Source organism: Streptococcus sp. K0074, from assembly GCF_048843365.1.
Lineage (GTDB): Bacteria > Bacillota > Bacilli > Lactobacillales > Streptococcaceae > Streptococcus > Streptococcus mitis_BM.
Window position 1 is genome coordinate 1,497,111 of sequence record NZ_CP184836.1, and the last position, 17,549, is coordinate 1,514,659.

At 39.6% G+C, this 17,549-nt stretch carries 15 protein-coding genes, 2 tRNA genes and 1 pseudogene; 2 read left to right on the plus strand and 16 right to left on the minus strand.

Annotated elements, in window-relative coordinates:
• Window position 1: 1 nt before the first annotated feature.
• The 8 genes from dnaX to ACN076_RS07365 all read right to left on the minus strand — a co-directional run bounded on the left by dnaX (window position 2) and on the right by ACN076_RS07365 (window position 7,156).
• Window positions 2-1,657 (minus strand): DNA polymerase III subunit gamma/tau, encoded by a 1,656-nt coding sequence (gene dnaX / locus ACN076_RS07330; RefSeq protein ID WP_060805698.1) that lies wholly within the window; start codon window positions 1,655-1,657, stop codon window positions 2-4.
• A complete protein-coding gene (locus ACN076_RS07335) occupies window positions 1,657-2,154 on the minus strand; it encodes a GAF domain-containing protein (protein ID WP_060805697.1) in 498 nt (165 codons plus the stop codon). The genes dnaX and ACN076_RS07335 overlap by 1 nt, the downstream gene beginning before the upstream one ends.
• 85 nt (window positions 2,155-2,239) lie before the next feature.
• Window positions 2,240-3,442: a 30S ribosomal protein S1 gene (rpsA, locus tag ACN076_RS07340; protein WP_001001630.1), complete on the minus strand. Its 1,203-nt coding sequence runs from the start codon at window positions 3,440-3,442 to the stop codon at window positions 2,240-2,242.
• A gap of 161 nt (window positions 3,443-3,603) precedes the next feature.
• Window positions 3,604-3,675 (minus strand) — tRNA-Gln (locus tag ACN076_RS07345).
• A 9-nt stretch (window positions 3,676-3,684) separates the two neighbouring features.
• Window positions 3,685-3,765: transfer RNA gene (locus ACN076_RS07350), tRNA-Tyr, on the minus strand.
• A gap of 49 nt (window positions 3,766-3,814) precedes the next feature.
• Entirely contained in the window at window positions 3,815-4,045 is a 231-nt protein-coding gene (locus ACN076_RS07355; RefSeq protein WP_000037113.1) for a DUF2969 domain-containing protein, read from the minus strand.
• A gap of 98 nt (window positions 4,046-4,143) precedes the next feature.
• Window positions 4,144-6,111 (minus strand): peptide ABC transporter substrate-binding protein, encoded by a 1,968-nt coding sequence (locus tag ACN076_RS07360; protein WP_153193318.1) that lies wholly within the window; start codon window positions 6,109-6,111, stop codon window positions 4,144-4,146.
• Between the two features lie 22 nt (window positions 6,112-6,133).
• Window positions 6,134-7,156 carry a branched-chain amino acid aminotransferase gene (locus ACN076_RS07365; protein ID WP_049513662.1) on the minus strand — a complete coding sequence of 341 codons (1,023 nt, stop codon included), beginning with the start codon at window positions 7,154-7,156 and terminating at the stop codon, window positions 6,134-6,136.
• 308 nt (window positions 7,157-7,464) lie between these two features.
• On the opposite strand from ACN076_RS07365, the pseudogene ACN076_RS07370 reads away from it, so the two are divergent.
• Window positions 7,465-7,718, plus strand: a pseudogene (locus ACN076_RS07370) (IS630 transposase-related protein); the annotation flags it as partial.
• 352 nt (window positions 7,719-8,070) lie between these two features.
• Here ACN076_RS07370 and ACN076_RS07375 read toward each other — a convergent pair.
• The 5 genes from ACN076_RS07375 to ACN076_RS07395 all read right to left on the minus strand — a co-directional run bounded on the left by ACN076_RS07375 (window position 8,071) and on the right by ACN076_RS07395 (window position 13,340).
• The gene (locus ACN076_RS07375; RefSeq protein ID WP_153193317.1) at window positions 8,071-9,237 is read right to left on the minus strand and encodes an ATP-grasp domain-containing protein; all 1,167 of its coding nucleotides are present in this window, start codon (window positions 9,235-9,237) and stop codon (window positions 8,071-8,073) included.
• A 12-nt stretch (window positions 9,238-9,249) separates the two neighbouring features.
• The gene (locus tag ACN076_RS07380; protein WP_000546753.1) at window positions 9,250-9,990 is read right to left on the minus strand and encodes an esterase family protein; all 741 of its coding nucleotides are present in this window, start codon (window positions 9,988-9,990) and stop codon (window positions 9,250-9,252) included.
• 23 nt (window positions 9,991-10,013) lie between these two features.
• Complete coding sequence (locus ACN076_RS07385) at window positions 10,014-10,838, minus strand: alpha/beta hydrolase (RefSeq protein WP_203175468.1); 825 nt, start codon at window positions 10,836-10,838, stop codon at window positions 10,014-10,016.
• A gap of 136 nt (window positions 10,839-10,974) precedes the next feature.
• Window positions 10,975-12,189 (minus strand): tRNA uracil 4-sulfurtransferase ThiI, encoded by a 1,215-nt coding sequence (thiI, locus tag ACN076_RS07390; RefSeq protein ID WP_153193314.1) that lies wholly within the window; start codon window positions 12,187-12,189, stop codon window positions 10,975-10,977.
• Between the two features lie 8 nt (window positions 12,190-12,197).
• Complete coding sequence (locus ACN076_RS07395) at window positions 12,198-13,340, minus strand: cysteine desulfurase family protein (RefSeq protein ID WP_420789710.1); 1,143 nt, start codon at window positions 13,338-13,340, stop codon at window positions 12,198-12,200.
• A 137-nt stretch (window positions 13,341-13,477) separates the two neighbouring features.
• Between ACN076_RS07395 and ACN076_RS07400 the strand changes: the two genes are divergently transcribed.
• A complete protein-coding gene (locus ACN076_RS07400; RefSeq protein ID WP_153193311.1) occupies window positions 13,478-13,915 on the plus strand; it encodes a DUF6556 family protein in 438 nt (145 codons plus the stop codon).
• 628 nt (window positions 13,916-14,543) lie between these two features.
• Here ACN076_RS07400 and ACN076_RS07405 read toward each other — a convergent pair.
• From ACN076_RS07405 to rocS, 3 genes are all read right to left on the minus strand, one after another.
• Window positions 14,544-16,307: a glycerophosphoryl diester phosphodiesterase membrane domain-containing protein gene (locus ACN076_RS07405; protein ID WP_420789711.1), complete on the minus strand. Its 1,764-nt coding sequence runs from the start codon at window positions 16,305-16,307 to the stop codon at window positions 14,544-14,546.
• An 8-nt stretch (window positions 16,308-16,315) separates the two neighbouring features.
• Window positions 16,316-16,906, minus strand: coding sequence for a 3'-5' exonuclease (locus tag ACN076_RS07410; RefSeq protein ID WP_060805688.1), 591 nt, complete (start codon window positions 16,904-16,906; stop codon window positions 16,316-16,318).
• Between the two features lie 98 nt (window positions 16,907-17,004).
• The gene (rocS, locus tag ACN076_RS07415; protein WP_000021242.1) at window positions 17,005-17,496 is read right to left on the minus strand and encodes a chromosome segregation protein RocS; all 492 of its coding nucleotides are present in this window, start codon (window positions 17,494-17,496) and stop codon (window positions 17,005-17,007) included.
• Window positions 17,497-17,549 lie beyond the last annotated feature (53 nt).

Genomic DNA, 17,549 nt, shown 5'->3' on the forward strand with positions numbered 1-17,549 from the left:
TTTAGTCTTCCTCTACCTTCACTTTATCAGCCAAAAATTCAAATCCTTCTGGAATCAGGCTTTCTTCTGCTTCTTTTTCAGTTTGAGAAGATTTGGCTTTGGCTGAAAAGGCTGCGCGAACTTCTTTCCATTCCTCCATGGAAATGGCTAAAATCTCAGGTGAAAAACCTGCTGCCTGACTGAGGATGTTACCAAACATAGTGTTGAGATTGTCCCGTTTCATGGTTTGACCAGCATTGAAGTTAGATTCAAAAGCAAGAATAGCATGGTGTTCATTGGCTGCAACCGGTTGAGAACCAACTAGCAGAGCCTTATCAGGACCTCCAAGACTTTCAATCACTTCTCCCCAGGCATTTTGCAAGCGAATCAGATTTTGACGTGCTAAATCTGGATTTTCAACGGCCTCTTGTAGGATCGATTGAACCTTATTGCGATCCACACGATAGACGGTCTTGCTCGCTGCTGGACGGGTAGGTACTGGACTAGTTGGTTTTGGTACAGTGCCCACATTGGCGAGTTCTTGTTTGAGACGCGCAACTTCCTGTCTCAATGCAGAAATTTCATGTTCAACTGCCCCAGAAAGAGCTGGTTCAGGCTTAATCTCTGCCAAACGGATAGTCATCATCTCAACATAAATCTTAGGCTGCAAACTAGACTTAATATCTGCTAAACTGACTGTCGCCAAGCGAATCATTTCAAACAGATTTTCTTGAGGAAGTGCCAAATTCTCTACAAATACTGGACTATGATGAGTGTTTTCTCCCCCTGTTTGAACAATTAACAAGTCTCTTAAATAGTGCAAAAGATCCGTCACAAAACGAGTCATGCTCTTACCATTGTCAAAAAGAAGATTCAAGCAAGACAAAGCCTTGGGAACATCCTGTTGAGACAAGGCAGCCACATAATCATCCAAGGCTGATAGACTAATGGTGCCAGTAATTTCTTCAGAGATGGCAGTCGTCAACTCGTTTCCCTGTGTCAAACTCAGGGCTTGATCCAAAATAGACAAGGCATCTCGCATTCCACCTTCAGCCCGTCTGGCAATGATTTCCACAGCCTCTGGTTCAGAACTGATATTTTCTTTTTCTAAGATATAGCGGATATGTTCCTTAATATCCTGTGTCTTAATCGATTTAAATTCAAAACGTTGCACACGGGATAGAATAGTGGCAGGAATCTTGTGCAATTCAGTAGTAGCCAAAATAAAGACCACATTCTGTGTTGGCTCTTCCAGAGTCTTTAGGAGGGCATTAAAAGCCCCTGTAGACAGCATGTGAACCTCGTCTATGATATAAACCTTATAACGGGCAAGACTAGGGGCATAGGTAGATTTATCACGAATTTCACGGATTTCATCGACTCCATTATTAGAGGCCGCATCCATTTCGATGACATCTTCTAAACTACCATCCGTCACTGCCTGACAAATATAGCAGTTATTACATGGTTCACCACCCACTTGATTGGGACAGTTCATAGCCTTGGCAAAGATCTTAGCCACACTGGTTTTTCCCGTTCCACGAGGACCAGAAAAAAGATATGCATGACTTATTTTCTCTTGTTCCACCGCTTGTTTAAGAGTCTTAGCTACAACTTCTTGACCAACCAACTGGGAGAAATTTTGACTTCTATATTTTCGATAAAGTGCTTGATACATTAGGCTTTCTCCCCAAACATTGTAAAGTCCCATTCTGTCTTTTCAAGCAAAATAGCGACAAATTGTTCCAAATAATCTCGATCCATAGCATCATAATCATCAATCTCTGAAGAATCCAGATCCAGAACCCCGAGCAATTGACCATTCTTCATCATTGGCACAACAATTTCACTTTTAGCTCGACTATCACAAGAAATATAGTTGGGATAAGTTGTTACATTACCAACCAGAACAGTTTCCTGAAAGTGGGCTGCCTCCCCACAAACACCTTTGCCTAGTGAGATACGGATACAGGAAACACCTCCTTGGAAAGGACCTAAAATCAATTCCTTTCCATCGAACAGATAAAAGCCTGCAAATACGGTATTAGGGAAGCGTGATTTTAGAAGAGCGCTGGCGTTGGAAAGATTAGCCAAAACATTGGTTTCACCATCCAATAAAAAAGAGAGCTCTTCATTTAACATTTGATAACGTGATTGTTTTTCTGATTCTAACATAGAACTATTATATCAAAAAAGGCTTACAGACAAAAGAAAAATCCCTTGTTTAGAAAACAAAGGATTTTATGAATTTTCAATTTGATTAAAGTTCGATATCACCGAACAAGTCAGCCATTGAGAATCCTGTTTGTGTTTCTGGAAGTTCGAAATCACGTTTTTCTTGACGTTTTGGACGACGTGGACGAGCAGCACGTTTTTCTTCTTTTTGTCCTTCTTCTTGAGCTGGACGCTCTTCAAGAGCTTTGATAGAAAGTGATACGCGCTCTGCATCTGCGTTAACTTCAAGAACTTTAACTTTAACTTCTTGACCAACTTTAAGAGCTTCTTTTGGATTTTCAATACGTTTGTGTGAAATTTGTGATACGTGAACAAGTCCATCTATACCTGGCAATACTTCAACAAATGCACCGAAGTCAGTCAAACGTTTAACTGTTCCTTCAACTACATCACCTTTAGCCAATTTTTGCTCAACGCCATCCCATGGTCCAGGTGTTGTTGCTTTAAGTGAAAGCGATACGCGTCCTTCTTCTTCGTTAAGATCAAGGATTTTCACTTCAATTTCTTCACCAACTGTTACAACTGATTTTGGTGATACGTTACGCTCGTGTGACAATTCAGTCAAGTGAACCAATCCGTCAACACCACCAAGGTCGATAAAAGCACCGAAGCTTGTGATACGGGCAACTTTACCAGTTACAACATCACCAACAGCCAATTTACCGAATACTTCAGCGCGAGCTGCTGCTGTAGCTGCTTCAACAACTTCACGACGTGAAAGGATGAAGCGGTTTTCTTTAGCGTCAACTTCTTTGATTTTAGCGTCAAATTCTTGACCTACAAAACGCTCAGTGTTACGTACGAAACGAGTATCCAACATTGAAGCTGGGATAAATCCACGAACACCTTCAAATTCTACTGAAAGTCCACCTTTAACGGCACGAGTTCCTTTAACAGTAACAACTTCTTCTTCGCGACCAACAAGTTTGTCCCATGCTTTGCGAGCTTCAAGGCGTTTTTTAGATACAAGGTATGTAACTGTATCAGTATCTTTACCAACTACTTGACGAAGTACAAGAACATCCAATACTTCTCCTACTTTAACAAAGTCATTGATATCTGCATCGCGATCGTTTGTCAATTCGCGAAGAGTCAAGACACCTTCAACACCAGTTCCAGAGATTGCAACGTTAGCTTGAGTCGCATCAACTGTCAATACTTCAGCACTAACAACATCACCAGTCTCAACTTGGCTAACGCTATTTAGCAAATCTTCAAATTCGTTCATCTAAAAAATCCTCCAACAATCAAGTTTTTCTTAAACTTGACATACTTATAATTTTTTTCCTAAGCACCCGCAAGGACATGTTCATATCGTTCACGTCTTTCAATTATAAAAATAAAATACCCTAAGATATTTTGCTTTTTATCTTGATTATTACCTAAGAACTGGGGTAGCTGGATTCGAACCAACGCATGAGGGAGTCAAAGTCCCTTGCCTTACCGCTTGGCTATACCCCATTGATGAAATGGAGAGAGAGGGATTCGAACCCCCGAACCCGAAGGAGCGGATTTACAGTCCGCCGCGTTTAGCCTCTTCGCTATCTCTCCTACAATCAACATGGACTATTATATCATGAAAATTTCAAAAAAACAAGACTTATTTTGCTAAATTATAATTTTCAATCAAAATTTCCACAGCTTTTTCCAATTTTTTATAAAAACTATCGACATTCCCATTCTTTATGATGGCAAATTGTCCATCTAATTCGGCAATTTCTCCGATAACTTTTTTACCAATGGTCAAGGTATAACCTTCAAAACTGTCTTTTCCTACATTAACTTTAGCATCTGCTACTTGAATTTCGATTTTTTTATCTTTCTTACTCATTTCATACCTCTCTTCACTTTTTCTATTTTACAAGAAAATCCCAAAACTAGCAAGAAAAAACTCTATATCATTCCAAGTCTGATATAGAGTTTTCTGCTTTATTTAATGTGTTTTTCTAGTTCTTTTTGGTACTTACCGTTTGATTCCAATTTTTCTTTTTGCCATTTTTTCAGTGCTTCTTCATATTCTTTTGTTGTAACGATATCTTTTTGCAATTTCATTCCTTTAAAGATATATGGGTCACCCTTAATACCAACTTGTGAGTATGGTTTTGAGAATGGCACGACATTACTTACAACTGGAGAACCACCAGATGAGGCTGTTGACATCAATAATGAACTATCTGTCAACCAAGCTTGAGCCTTGGCATATTTTTCATATCGCTCTTCAAGATTCGTAGTTTCTGAATCGGCATCATCCAATAATTTCTTATACTGGTCCAAACCAAGTTTCGCTACGACATCCTTATCTTTCCCTTTAGTAATACCAAGGTGTTTCATAGCAGAACCTGATTTAGGATCCATGATATTCAAGTAAGATGCTGGGTCTTGATAACTTGGAGCCCATCCTGTACTGTTCAAATCATAGTCTTTTTGAGAAGGAACACGCGCTTGAGAAGTGATTGTTTCCTTTTCATTATCTGTCATTTGAAGAACATCGATGACAACATTTTCAGCACCAAGAGTTGATTCGATCGACTGTTTGAAAGAGTTGCTTTGTTGAACGGCGATGGTATCTGTTTGTTCAACTGGGACATCCAAGTGAATTGGGAAAGTTACCCCTTTAGACTCTAAGTCTTTCTTAGCTTTTTCAAATGCTGCCTTAGCCTTGTCAGGGTTGTAGATAGAATCCTTACCGTCAACTAGCTCAACACCTTTCCATTGGTCACCATAGTTCACTAACTCAGCTTGAGCGATGTGACCAAAGTTCTTACCACCTGCTTGTACAAAGTTATCAGGAACGAGACTGTTACGAATAATCTTATCCGCACCGTCTTCACCATTTAGCTGGGCAGCATAAGAATGACGGTTGAAGGCAAAGTTGATAGCCTGACGGAAGTCCTTATTAAGCATAGCTTCTTTTGTAGAAGTCTTTTGCTCTTCACTTGTTTTCGCAGTTTTATTGTATGACTGACGATTTACGTTAAAGGTGAAGTAATAACTACTTGAGTCCTGTGGGCTATAAGTGATTTTATCTCCATATTGTTCCAAAGTTGAAGCAAAGTTTGAGCTACTTGGGAAGAGACGGGCTGTCGTATAGGCACCTGAAGAGAAGCTACGAATCAACGATTCCTGATCTGAACCATCGTAGTAGGTCAATTTGATCTTTTCAATTTTTACCTTTTCTTTATCCCAGTAGTTTGGATTTTTCTCGTATTCGATTAACGATTTAGAAGTCAAGGTCTTCAAGATATAAGGACCATTGTAAAGAATCCCTGCTGGAGTAACTGCTCCATAATCTTTACCTGATGCCTTCAAAAACTCTTCATTTACAGGCAACATCGTCGCTGTTGTAACTTTAGAGTTCCAGAAACTTTCTGGTTTGTTTAGGGTATATTCGACTGTATAATCGTCCAAGGCCTTAACACCAACTGTAGAGAAATCATTGGTCTCACCAGTCATGTAGGCATCCAAGCCCTTAATTGAATTTTGGATGAGAGAGACACCGTCTGACTTACCGTCAGCTACGTGTTTCAATCCTGTTACAAAGTCATGGGCTGTTACTTCTGCATATTCTTCACCTTCTGAAGTGTACCATTTAACCCCTTTACGAAGTTTATAGGTATAGGTCAAACCATCTTTTGACACAGACCAATCTTCAGCCAAGGAAGGAATAACATTTCCGTATTGGTCGTTTTCCATCAAACCATCAACCACGTTCCCGATGACATCTGTTGTCGATGTACGAGTTGCTATACTATAGTCCAAAGATGCTGGATCTACTGCATAGACATATGAAAATGTTGTCGGTGCATCTGCTTCTTTATCAGCTTTTCCACAAGCCACTAAAAGAGCTGTTGTACTCAGGACCACTCCTGCTGTTAAGAGCCACTTTTTCGATTTCATCAAAAATCTCCTTTTGTTTATTTTAATCTACTTTTACAATCCAACCTTCTGGCGCTTCAATATCACCAAACTGAATACCTGTCAATTCATCATATAGTTTACGAGTCACAGGACCAACTTCTGTTTCACTATAGAATACATGGAAATCATCACCGTGCTGAATTCCACCAATTGGCGAAATAACTGCTGCTGTACCACAAGCACCTGCCTCTACAAAACGATCAAGCTTATCAATTGGAACATCACCCTCAATAGGAGTCAAACCCAAGCGGTGTTCTGCCAAATAAAGTAAAGAATACTTAGTAATAGATGGCAAAATAGATGGACTCAATGGTGTTACAAATTCATTGTCAGCTGTAATTCCAAAGAAGTTAGCTGAACCTACTTCTTCAATCTTTGTATGAGTTGATGGGTCTAGGTAGATAACATCTGAGAAATGACGTGACTTGGCCAATTTCCCTGGCAAGAGACTTGCAGCATAGTTCCCACCAACCTTAGCCGCACCTGTACCATTTGGAGCCGCACGATCGTATTCATCCTGAATCAAGAAGTTGGTTGGAACCAAACCACCCTTAAAGTAATTTCCAACTGGCATAGCAAAGATGGTAAAAATGTATTCCTCTGCTGGTTTAACCCCGATAATATCTCCAACACCAATCAAAAGTGGACGAAGATAAAGGGTTCCACCTGTTCCATATGGTGGTACGTATTCTTCATTGGCGCGGACAACTGCCTTACAAGCTTCTACAAACATGTCTGTCGGAACTTGTGGCATCAAGAGACGATTACAAGTACGTTGCAGACGTTTAGCATTTTCGTCAGGACGGAAAAGTTGAACACTACCATCCTTAGTACGGTAAGCTTTCAAACCTTCAAAGGCTTGTTGACCATAGTGAAGACTTGGAGAAGACTCTGAAATATGCAAGGTTGCATCTTCTGTAAGTTCTCCTTGATTCCATTGTCCATTTTTAAAATGAGCAATATAGCGATAAGGTAATTTCATATAGGAGAAACCAAGGTTTTCCCAATCAATCGTTACTGTCATATTCCACTCCTTATTCTAAAAACCTATTTCTTATATTCTACACTTTTTTTCTAAAATAGCAAGTATATTTTGTAATTTTCAGAAAATTTCTTCAATAAAAAGAATCTAAGGTATCTGTCGTAATGAATCCTATATGGAGATTGCATAAAAGACTCAAATTATTCTTCTATCTCGTTTAGTAAAATCTATTCAATAACTGAACTTATTTTTGACATACATAGAGCCCGTACATTAATATTAGTAACCTGTTTCGACAGAGATATGATAAAATGAACTAAAGATAGTACACAATGTAGTGTAGTCATCTTATGCCATATTCAACAGATTTACGTAAAAAAGTTCTCGCCTATTGTAAGCGAACAGGTAGTATAACAGAAGTATCACACGTTTTCCAAATCTCACGTAATACCATTATCTAAAAGAGAAAATAGGTGATTTAAACCATCAAGTAAAAGGAATAAAACCAAGAAAAATTGATAGAAATAGACTTAAAAACTATCTTACTGACAATCCAGACGCTTATTTGACTGAAATAGCTTCTGAATTTGGCTGTCATCCAACTATAGCGTATTGAATCTAGAATAGCACATTACAGTTGCTAAAACATTTCTAGAAAAAATTGACTTTCTCAATCACTTTGTTCACATCTTATTTCAATCTACTATACTATCCACTATGCTCTCAAAGCTATAGGCTACACTCGAAAAAAAGAATCACACCTACTATGAATAAGCCCCAGAAAAGTAGCTTTATTTCTTATTCCTCCCCACTCACCTGAGTAAAATCTTAGTGAGAAAAACTGAGCTCATATCAAAAAGCACCTCAAAAATTGTCCTACTCTTGTTTCAATCCGCTGTGTTTCTTATAAAAAACAAAAGGACTAAGGGAGTGAATTTCCTTAATCCGATAGTCTCTCAAGCCTGACGCTGACCAAAGTCCTTAATCATCTGATCCATTTCTTGTCGACTCGGAGTTGTCAACATATACAGGTAATCTCCTTGAAGTTCCGCAAAGGCCGCTGGCATGATTTTTTTAACCTTGAACTGCTGGCTATATTTGTCAATCAAATCCTCTTCTGAATAAACATAGTGAGCATTTGCACGGCGAGAAGTAGCCAAACAATACTGAGGTTCAAATTCTGACGCTGGGAACTCTTCTCCTGCGACAATGGCTGCATAGCCACGATAGAGGTCCAAGGAATGGGCAAAGTTATAAACATCAATGGTAAACCCACCTGCAGGACGGTTATTGTACTCAATGGCAATATAATCATCCCCCTCACGGAAGAACTCAATATGGAAGAACCGTTCTTTCATACCAAATTCCTTGACAATTGCCTCACCATATTTACGTAATTTAGGATCCATATCCTTGAGAACGTAATAAGAATTGTCCATCTTGTAAATCATGAGATCAAGCGGTGTATAGGCGTAGTCAAAGGTTGTTGAAAAGACAATCTTTCCTTCCTTGTCCACTAGACCATCAAAGGTGCAAATTTCGCTAGAGGTGACAAATTTCTCAAAGAAATAAACAGTTGAATGATCCCACTCAGCCTTGAAGTGATTGATATCGTCCTCTGTCTCAAGCTTAAAGGTCGCGGCTGCTCCCACTCCATTGTCAGGTTTGGCAATCATTGGAAGGCCGATTTCGTTCACTGCTTGATCAACATCTGCTTCCGTCTTGATAACAGCTCCAGGGACCACAGGGACACCTGCTTTTTTGAAAAGCTTCTTCATTTCAGACTTAAATTTCGTCTTTTTGAGATCCTCTGGTTTGGCACCAAAAACATTGAATTGTTCTCTGAGTGTTGCATCCAACTCAAGCCAGTATTCATTATGAGACTCGATGCGGTCAATCGGGCCATGTTTATAAAAGAGAAAAGCAACTGCTCTCTTGACTTCATCTATATTTTCAAGATTGTCCACACGGAAATACTCGGTCAGGCTATTGCGTAAAGGTTCATCCAATTGCTCGTAAGGTTCCTGACCAATTCCCAAGACGTTGATTCCTTTATTAGCTAGTTCAATGGTAAACTGTTGAAAGTTTTGTGGATAGTAGGGAGAAATAACAAGGTAATTCATAGGTAACTCCTTTTATAAATAGAGATTGCCGAGGAAATAAGGCATTTGTTTGCGCCACCATTCCCAGTCGTGGGCGACATCGTGTCCCCATTCAGCAAACCAGGCTGGAATTTGTTTCTGGTCAAAGGCTTCTTTAAGCTTGTAGAAGGATGGCAGACCGTCTTGTTCCCAAGCTCCAAGTCCTGTACACAGCACAATCTCTGCCTGACGGTAACGGTCAATAAACCAGCCGTCGTTTTGGTTCCAGATATAATCAACTGGCGAGTTTTGGTAAATAGCATCGTCGTTATAGTAATCGCCGACAAAGAAACGTGCGTCGTAAACACCACTGAGAGCAATCACTTTGGTAAATACATCTGGATGCTGAAGGAAGAAATTGAGTGCATGGTAGGCACCCATTGAGCAACCTGTCGTCATCATGCCATCAAACCAACCTGTCTTATGCTTGATAAAAGGAATGGCCTCCTCAATCACGTAGCGTTCGTAGGCACGGTGCATCTCCGCTTGGTCGTGACCGTTTTTCCAAGTGGCCAACCAACTCTCACTATCCACACTAGATAGGGTAAAGAATTGGACACGGCCTTCCTCAATAAAGGAAGCACAAGCATCAATCATGCCAAAATCATAGTATTCATTGTGACTACCACCTGATGAAGCAAAGACCACAACTGGAATCCCAGCATGACCATAACGGTTAAGGTACATTTCACGGTTAAGATGGCCACTCCAGTGGCTAAGATGTTCAATATGCATATTTTCTCCTTTCTTACTTTACCTTACCAGTTTTCTGCAAAAAATCTCAGACAATCTGGTAAATTCTCCGACCAAGGGATTTCACTATGGATGGCACCAGACTGAACTTTTAAGACAAGATTGCCCAAGTGTACTCCTCCTGCTATCAAATCATGGTAATAGCGAAGCGAAGAGTCGATATAGGCTTGTTTGATATTACCAGCCATCAAGGTCTTGTCTGTATCATCCGCTTCTTCCGTTCCCACATAGATGAAGATACGCTGGTCAGGCGATAGTTGCTGACGCTCGATATAGCGGTTAAAGGCTTCTTGGTGGAGCCAGTTGGCAGATGAAAAGACGCCCAAGCAACCAATTTGGTCTTGGTATTCCAAACCGATAAACTGGGTAATATTGCCTCCTAGTGAGGAACCAATCATGGCTGTATGCTGGCGGTCTGCTTTTGTACGATAAGTTTCATCAATAAAAGGCTTGACCACCTCCATGACAAACTCGGCATACTCCACACCCTTACCGCCAAACTGCTGCCCTGGGATTGGAGATTCTTGGAACTTCCAAGCTGCATACTCATTCATCCGCCCCATTCCATCATTGTCAATGGCTACGACAATCATGCGACTGATATCAGGATTACGCTTAATAGCTGGGATAATCTTCCATGAATGACCAATGAAAGACTCCTTACTATAAAAAACATTTTGCCCGTCATGAAAGTATACAACAGGATAGGAACGATTCGTGTCTTTCTCATAATCTTTAGGTAGAAGAACACGCACACGGCGCTCCTTACCTGTATAAGGAACCTTGAGTTTGTGTTCTTTCATTTTTAAATAAAAGTAGGATTGATTCATTGTCAGAAAACTCTCTATATTCAAAATTTTATTTCATTATATCACAATTATAGAAAAAAAGTTAGTTTTGCTTCCGTTTTTGGAATTAAAAACTAACTTTTTCATTTATTTTTCTAAATTCTTCTGGATTTTCTGATTAGAGCAAATTATCAATCAAGTCATCCACTTCATCTTTTTCAACCTGCGGTGTGATTTCAGTAATCATAATCCCTGCTACTGCTCGTTCAACCAAACCTTCAACATCCATGCGTGCTTCATACTGCTCTGCATTCTTAATCTTAGGATTGGTCTTAGGACGGTCAGGTGCAAAAATCGTACAGCAGTCCTCAAAAGGTTGGATAGAAATTTCAAAGGTATCGATTTCCTGGGCGATGTCAATGATTTCCAATTTGTCCATGGTAACCACAGGGCGGATGATGGGAGTGTTGGTCACAGCGTTAATCGCCTGCATACTTTCAAGAGTTTGGCTGGCTACTTGACCAAGGCTTTCCCCATTGATAATAACTAAACCATTTCGTACCTCACGGATACGATCGGTAATCCTCATCATAAAACGACGGGTCAAGGTCATAAGATAGGCTTCTGGAGCTTTAGCCTTGATTTCCTCTTGAATCTCAGTAAAAGGCACTTCGATAAACTGGATATTGCCACCAAACTTGGTCAATTTACGAGTCAAATCCTGCGCTTTCTTGAGGGCACCAGGACTAGTATAAGGTGGGCTGGCAAAGTGAACGGCCTCAATATCTACCCCACGTTTAAGAGCTAGATAGCCAGCTACAGGTGAGTCAATTCCCCCTGATAACATAAGCATGCCCTTCCCAGAAGTTCCCACTGGCAAGCCACCTGCCCCTCGAATGGTTTCATAGGAAAGATAAGCCGCCTCCTCACGAATCTCCACCTGAAGATTGATGTCAGGATTTTTCATCTGAGCTTGCACATTTGGAATTGCTTCGAAAACAGCCCCTCCAAGCGTTTGGTTGAGTTCACGACTATCAAGTTCAAAGTTGTGGTCGCTACGCTTACTAGAAATCTTAAAGGTCATGCCTTCCTTGTAGATGTCCTGCATAATCTCTTGCACAGAAGACTTCAGAACTTCTACAGATTTTTCAACCTTATACACTGGAGAAAAATTCTGAATTCCAAAGACTTGCTTGAGTGATTCTGCTACTGCTGTGTAATCAGCTCCATTGAGGTAAGCGTGGGCACGGTCGCGATCTGCTGTTACCTTGACTTGGTGATAGATAGACAAAACGTCTGAAATATTATTACGAAGTTTATTGATGAAACGCATACGGTTTTTACCCTTGGTTGACAACTCTCCATAGCGAATCATAATTTCTGAATACTGCATGAATGCTCCTATCTTACTTTTCTAGTTTGATTGTAAATTAATTTTAGCTTGGTCAAGAACTGCTCGACCTGACTCATATCATTTTCAAGGTCTAGGCTAAGACGCACAGCTGACTGGGCCTTATCCTTGTCCACTCCCATGGCAATAAGAGTTCCTGCAGGTTTCCCAGCCTTGGACGAACAAGCAGAGGTCGTTGAGATGAAAATATCATAGTCTTCAAAGGCGTGAACAATGACCTCACCACGAACACCCTTAATTCCAAAAGTCAGGATATGAGGGGCAAAATCTTCCTCATCAGAAAAGACAAATATATCTGGATAGTCCAAAAGGGCTTGACGAATCACTGCCTTCATCTGCCCAGTCTTGCTAGTAAAGATATCTAGCTTTTCCATAGACAAACGGAGAGCCTTGGCTGTCGCAGCAATCCCTGCCACATTTTCAGTTGTCGAACGGTAATCACGCTCCTGACCACCACCAGTCAACAGTGGCGTAATTTTCTTACCAGACTTGATATAGACAAAACCAACACCACGAACTCCGTGGAACTTGTGACTAGAAAAAGTCGCAAAATCCACTCTATCAGTTAGATACTTTTCAGTCGGAATTTTAGCAAGTGCCTGAACTGCATCAACATGAAAGGAAATAGTTGGCTTGTCTGCCAAGAGTTCTGAAATAGCCTCAATAGATTGAATAGAGCCGATTTCATTGTTCACAGCCATGACAGAGACGAGGGTCGTATCAGGTCTTATCAAACCTGCTAGAGCCTCAACATCCACAAATCCTTTCTCATCTACTGGAGAAAAATCCACTTCAAAACCTTGAGATTTCAACCAGAGAGCTGACTCTTTGACTGCCGGATGTTCAATGGCAGATACGATGATGTGCTTGCCAAACTGGGCTTTTTCAAAGGCCACACCCTTGATGACCCAGTTATCTCCTTCTGTTCCACCAGAGGTAAAGAAGATTTCGTCACTTTTCTTGCCAATCAAATCTGCAATTTGTTGACGGGAAGCATCTAAGATTCGTGTTGCCTGGTCTCCCAAACGATGGAGACTAGATGGATTTCCTAAAATTTTTGAAGCCACCTGCATATAGGTTTCAAGGGCTTCTGGATAGGGCTTGGTCGTCGCCGAATTATCAAAGTAAATCATGTTTCTCACGCTTTCTAAAATCACTCCCTCTATTGTATCATGAAACGGAGCTTGCGACAAGAAAGGGCAATTCCTCTTTTTTTAAGATTTTTTTAAAGAAATGCGGTATAATAAATTTTAATCAAAGGAGAGAATGTATGTCTAATTATCGTAGAACTTCAAAACCAAAAACAGAACACATCAAAAAAGGCTTCACGGTCTTTCAAAAAATCGTTGCTACAATCGCTAGTATCCTTGGCTTGATTACCGCAAGTATCACAATCATGAACGCCTTGGATAATAACAAAAATACTAAAAAAGAACCTACGACAAGCCAGACGACAACCATTGTCAAAGAAATCCAAAAGGAAGCCCCTAAGGAAAACACCAGTCCCAATAAGGAAAATAACACCACTCAAGAAAAAACACAGCAAGAGGAAACGCCAAAATCTAGCGTCAAGGAAGATAAAAAAGAAGAGCAGAAAACAGCAACTCAGGATTCTTCTACTCCTGCTCCTACTCCAAGTAAACCTGCCGCTGATAATGAAAAACAGTCCAATACTCCAACTTCAGAAAATAAAAGTAATCCTCAGTAAGCACATGATCTAAAAAAATTAACTCAAAAATAAAACCACACATTCTCTCTTTGTCTTGACCACAATCAAGCCAAAGAGAGAATGTGTTTTTGTATAATTGATGTTTTAGATGCTAGATTCTTGACCAATTTTGTGAGCTTCATACTCATAAAGATAAATCCTAGCTATGTTATGACAGCTTATTTATTTCTAACATAAACTCTGCACATACCAACAATACTCTCTCATCTGCCCCAAGGGGGGCAAGAGCCATTTTCTGTTTGACATAAATTCGAAAGCCTTCTTCACGCAGAAGTTAGTAACCCTTTTACATCTGACATAAATAACCTAGTTCAACCACTTCATAGGCATTACTTCCTGTTTTATTCTTATTTCATACTCTTCGAAAATCTCTTCAAACCACATCAGCATCGCCTTACCGTACGTATGTTACTGACTTCGTCAGTTTTATCTGCAACCTCAAAGTTGTACTTTGAGCAACCTGCGGCTAGCTTCCTAGTTTGCTCTTTGATTTTCATTGAGTATCAATTATAAACCATGGCATAATAAAACGAGCATATCCAACTGATACATCGCTCGTTTTTTTGATATTTTAGAGGTGAATTTTTGATCAACCTCTTTTTGCTTACTAAAAATTAAAGAATTCCATGGCCTGTTTGAAAAGCAATTCAGTATACTCAGGGTCTTCTTGGGCAATGGTAACCTGATCTTGAATCATTTCCAAATCATCCGTTATCATGCCATCAGCTCCCAAATGAACTGATTTATCAAAGGACTCTGAACTATTAATTGTCCAAACATACAATTTCTGATCCGTATTCCAAAGCTTGTTGACAAAATTTTCATCTAAAGTTGAATACTCCATGGTGTAACCTGTCGCCTTGGTTCTTGGAAAAATACTATTATAAGGTAGGATGAAATAGACTGGAATTTGAGTATCGTAGGCTAAAACCTGGTCAATCACATGGTAGTCCAAGGATTGCATTTGGTGACCATTCTGCTTAAGAACAGTTCCATATTTTTCCATAAAGCGTTTCATCATATCTGGACTATCTTTTCGACTAGTTTTAATTTCAATGAGGAGTTTTTGATGCAATTCATTGGCTTTATTGAGATAGTCATCAAAACTAGACACCTTGCTGTGATAGCCATTTTCTGAAATATTGAGTTTGGTTAATTCTTCCAAAGTGAGATCCTGAGGATTGGCATTAACTCCTGTCAGATTCTTGATATTGGCATCATGCATCATGACAAACTGGCCATCTTTTGTTTCCTGAACATCTGTCTCAACGAAATCTGGAGATAACTGAGCGGTTTTTTCTAGTGATTGGACGGTATTTTGTACACCATTCTTATTGGATACTCCCCTGTGAGAGATAATCAAAGGTTTATTGGCAACTGGAGCTTCTAAATAAACATAACCCTCAAGAGTGAAAAAGATACAAGCACAGCCCATCACTCCCCATCTCATCCAGTGGTCTTTCTTTCTCCTTGGTGTGATTTCTAGTTCCTCCCCTGTCAAAAAGGAAACAAACTTAATGAGAAAGTAAGTCAAAGCCATATAGTGGAAATTCTTAATCAAGACAAAGTTGATAATTCCCAGCACAAGAGATTCCCTATGGGTCAAACCATCCATCAGTGCCTGACTTGCCAAGATTGGAATCAATAAAAGAATGAAAAATAGGTACGTTTTGACGATAATACAAAGCAAGTTCCAAATATAAAACCATGAGTGCTTTCTCGTCTTCTCTAGACTGTATTTGACTGCTTCTTTGACTGTTTTTTTCTCAAATAAAAGCTGAGGTAGGGCAAACATGAAACGCACTGAAATATAAAACAGAAGTAAAGCCAGAATAGTAACCACTATACCTACAAGCCAATACTTGTCTTCCACATAATCAACAATAAAGTCCGGAATGACAATTTTATTGAGGTAATAAATCTTTAAAATCTTTCGAATCAATGGAAAGAGCATTATGACATAAAAGAAGATAAAGGCCATTTTGGAAATCGTCACTTGTCTCATAAATAAGAAACTTTGGCGAAAGACCTTGCGACTGTACTCCAGCAAGGTCCTCCTTTCGTGATAGAGGAGGTGTCGAGCTCCGATAAAGAGAAGTCCTATTTGGTAATAGGCAATCAGTAAATTAACGATTACCAGAATAAATAAAGCAAGACTAACAAATGGCGACCCTTTTATAATGGCAAAAATATTGTTGTATGAAAGAAAGAGATAACCTGTCTGACGGAGTAACAGTCCAGCAATCCAAGAATTAAGTGGTAACCAGACAAATTCAATCATCATAAATATCAAGAAAAAGAGAAAGAGAATTTTATCTAGATTAAAGTAGATTTTCCTAAAACCTAGATTTTTAGGTTTTTCAGGTTTCATAGGCACTCCTAGTCAAATAATTGAGACAAGTTCAAGCCTCCAAAAGGATTGTTTGATAGGCTACTTTCTCTCTCTAACAATTCTCTAGCTTGATCTGACTCTAAGAAGGACTCGTAAACACGCGCCGTCATCCGAGCATCCTCTAAACTATTATGAGACTGACCTTGAAATCCAAGAAATGAGGCAACGGTTTGCAACTTGAGATTGGCAATACCATGTAAATCCGAACTACGGCGTTCAAAAGCTTCATCATACAAATCCACCTTATACTGTTGGCTATAATCTAAACCATGCTCTGCTAGAATAGGCAAATCACTTTTAGCAGCATTGTATCCTACCATGGGTAAAGAACCCACAAACTCTTGGAAATCTTTGATAACTTTCTCCACTGGGGGAGCATCTTTTAAGGTCTCAGCTGTAATCCCAGTCAAACCATTGATAAAACTCTTTAGAGGCACACTAGTATGGACATAGGAATCATAGGCATCGATTTCCTGACCATCTCTAAAACGCACTGCCGATACTTGAATCAAGTGTGTTTGCCCTTCATGCTGATTAAATTCTAAATCGAAAGCAATGTAATCTTCTAATCGTTCCATTTTCTACCTCTCCTATACTGTTATTTAACTTGAGCAACTATACTATTTAGAAACAAAAGAAGCCATCAGGTTAGCATTTAACCTAAACAGCTCCTTGATTATCCTCCAAATAAACGAGCAAAAAAGCCTTTCTTAGTTGATTGGACTTCTTCTTTTGCTTGGTCCAGCTCTAGCTTAAGATTTTCTTGATCCTTCATGGCTTGAAGGGTCAATTGTTGCTGCTGATCGAGTTGTTTGTCTTTCTCAGCAATCTGACGGTCTTTGATACGCATCTGCTCGTCTTTTTCTGATAACTGACGATCCTTGGCTTTTAATTGTTCATAGAGACGAAGAATTTCTGCATTCTTCTCATCAACCAGAATCTCCATCAGTTCACGTTGCTTGACATCTTCACTGACAGGCTCATCTTCAAAAATCGTTTTTTTATAGATTTCTTCTAGCTTAATCAAGCCACTTCTGGTAACGACTGTTACCCCTTTGTCATTTTTATCTGTGTCTTCTTCTGGTAATTCTTTGACACGGTTATTGATTGCTTGGCGAGATAATCCTAAGACCTCTGCAATCTCACTGACGGTCATTTCAATACTCATAATATCCTCTGAAACGTTTTCTAGCTTTTCTTTACTTAAATCTTATCATAAGC

Bases quoted from the DNA above. Each gene is read 5' to 3' on its own strand.
- dnaX (WP_060805698.1), bottom strand. From the start codon at position 1,657: ATGTATCAAGCACTTTATCGAAAATATAGAAGTCAAAATTTCTCCCAG.
- ACN076_RS07335 (WP_060805697.1), bottom strand. From the start codon at position 2,154: ATGTTAGAATCAGAAAAACAATCACGTTATCAAATGTTAAATGAAGAG.
- rpsA (WP_001001630.1), bottom strand. From the start codon at position 3,442: ATGAACGAATTTGAAGATTTGCTAAATAGCGTTAGCCAAGTTGAGACT.
- ACN076_RS07355 (WP_000037113.1), bottom strand. From the start codon at position 4,045: ATGAGTAAGAAAGATAAAAAAATCGAAATTCAAGTAGCAGATGCTAAA.
- ACN076_RS07360 (WP_153193318.1), bottom strand. From the start codon at position 6,111: ATGAAATCGAAAAAGTGGCTCTTAACAGCAGGAGTGGTCCTGAGTACA.
- ACN076_RS07365 (WP_049513662.1), bottom strand. From the start codon at position 7,156: ATGACAGTAACGATTGATTGGGAAAACCTTGGTTTCTCCTATATGAAA.
- ACN076_RS07375 (WP_153193317.1), bottom strand. From the start codon at position 9,237: ATGAATTACCTTGTTATTTCTCCCTACTATCCACAAAACTTTCAACAG.
- ACN076_RS07380 (WP_000546753.1), bottom strand. From the start codon at position 9,990: ATGCATATTGAACATCTTAGCCACTGGAGTGGCCATCTTAACCGTGAA.
- ACN076_RS07385 (WP_203175468.1), bottom strand. From the start codon at position 10,838: ATGAATCAATCCTACTTTTATTTAAAAATGAAAGAACACAAACTCAAG.
- thiI (WP_153193314.1), bottom strand. From the start codon at position 12,189: ATGCAGTATTCAGAAATTATGATTCGCTATGGAGAGTTGTCAACCAAG.
- ACN076_RS07395 (WP_420789710.1), bottom strand. From the start codon at position 13,340: ATGATTTACTTTGATAATTCGGCGACGACCAAGCCCTATCCAGAAGCC.
- ACN076_RS07400 (WP_153193311.1), top strand. From the start codon at position 13,478: ATGTCTAATTATCGTAGAACTTCAAAACCAAAAACAGAACACATCAAA.
- ACN076_RS07405 (WP_420789711.1), bottom strand. From the start codon at position 16,307: ATGAAACCTGAAAAACCTAAAAATCTAGGTTTTAGGAAAATCTACTTT.
- ACN076_RS07410 (WP_060805688.1), bottom strand. From the start codon at position 16,906: ATGGAACGATTAGAAGATTACATTGCTTTCGATTTAGAATTTAATCAG.
- rocS (WP_000021242.1), bottom strand. From the start codon at position 17,496: ATGAGTATTGAAATGACCGTCAGTGAGATTGCAGAGGTCTTAGGATTA.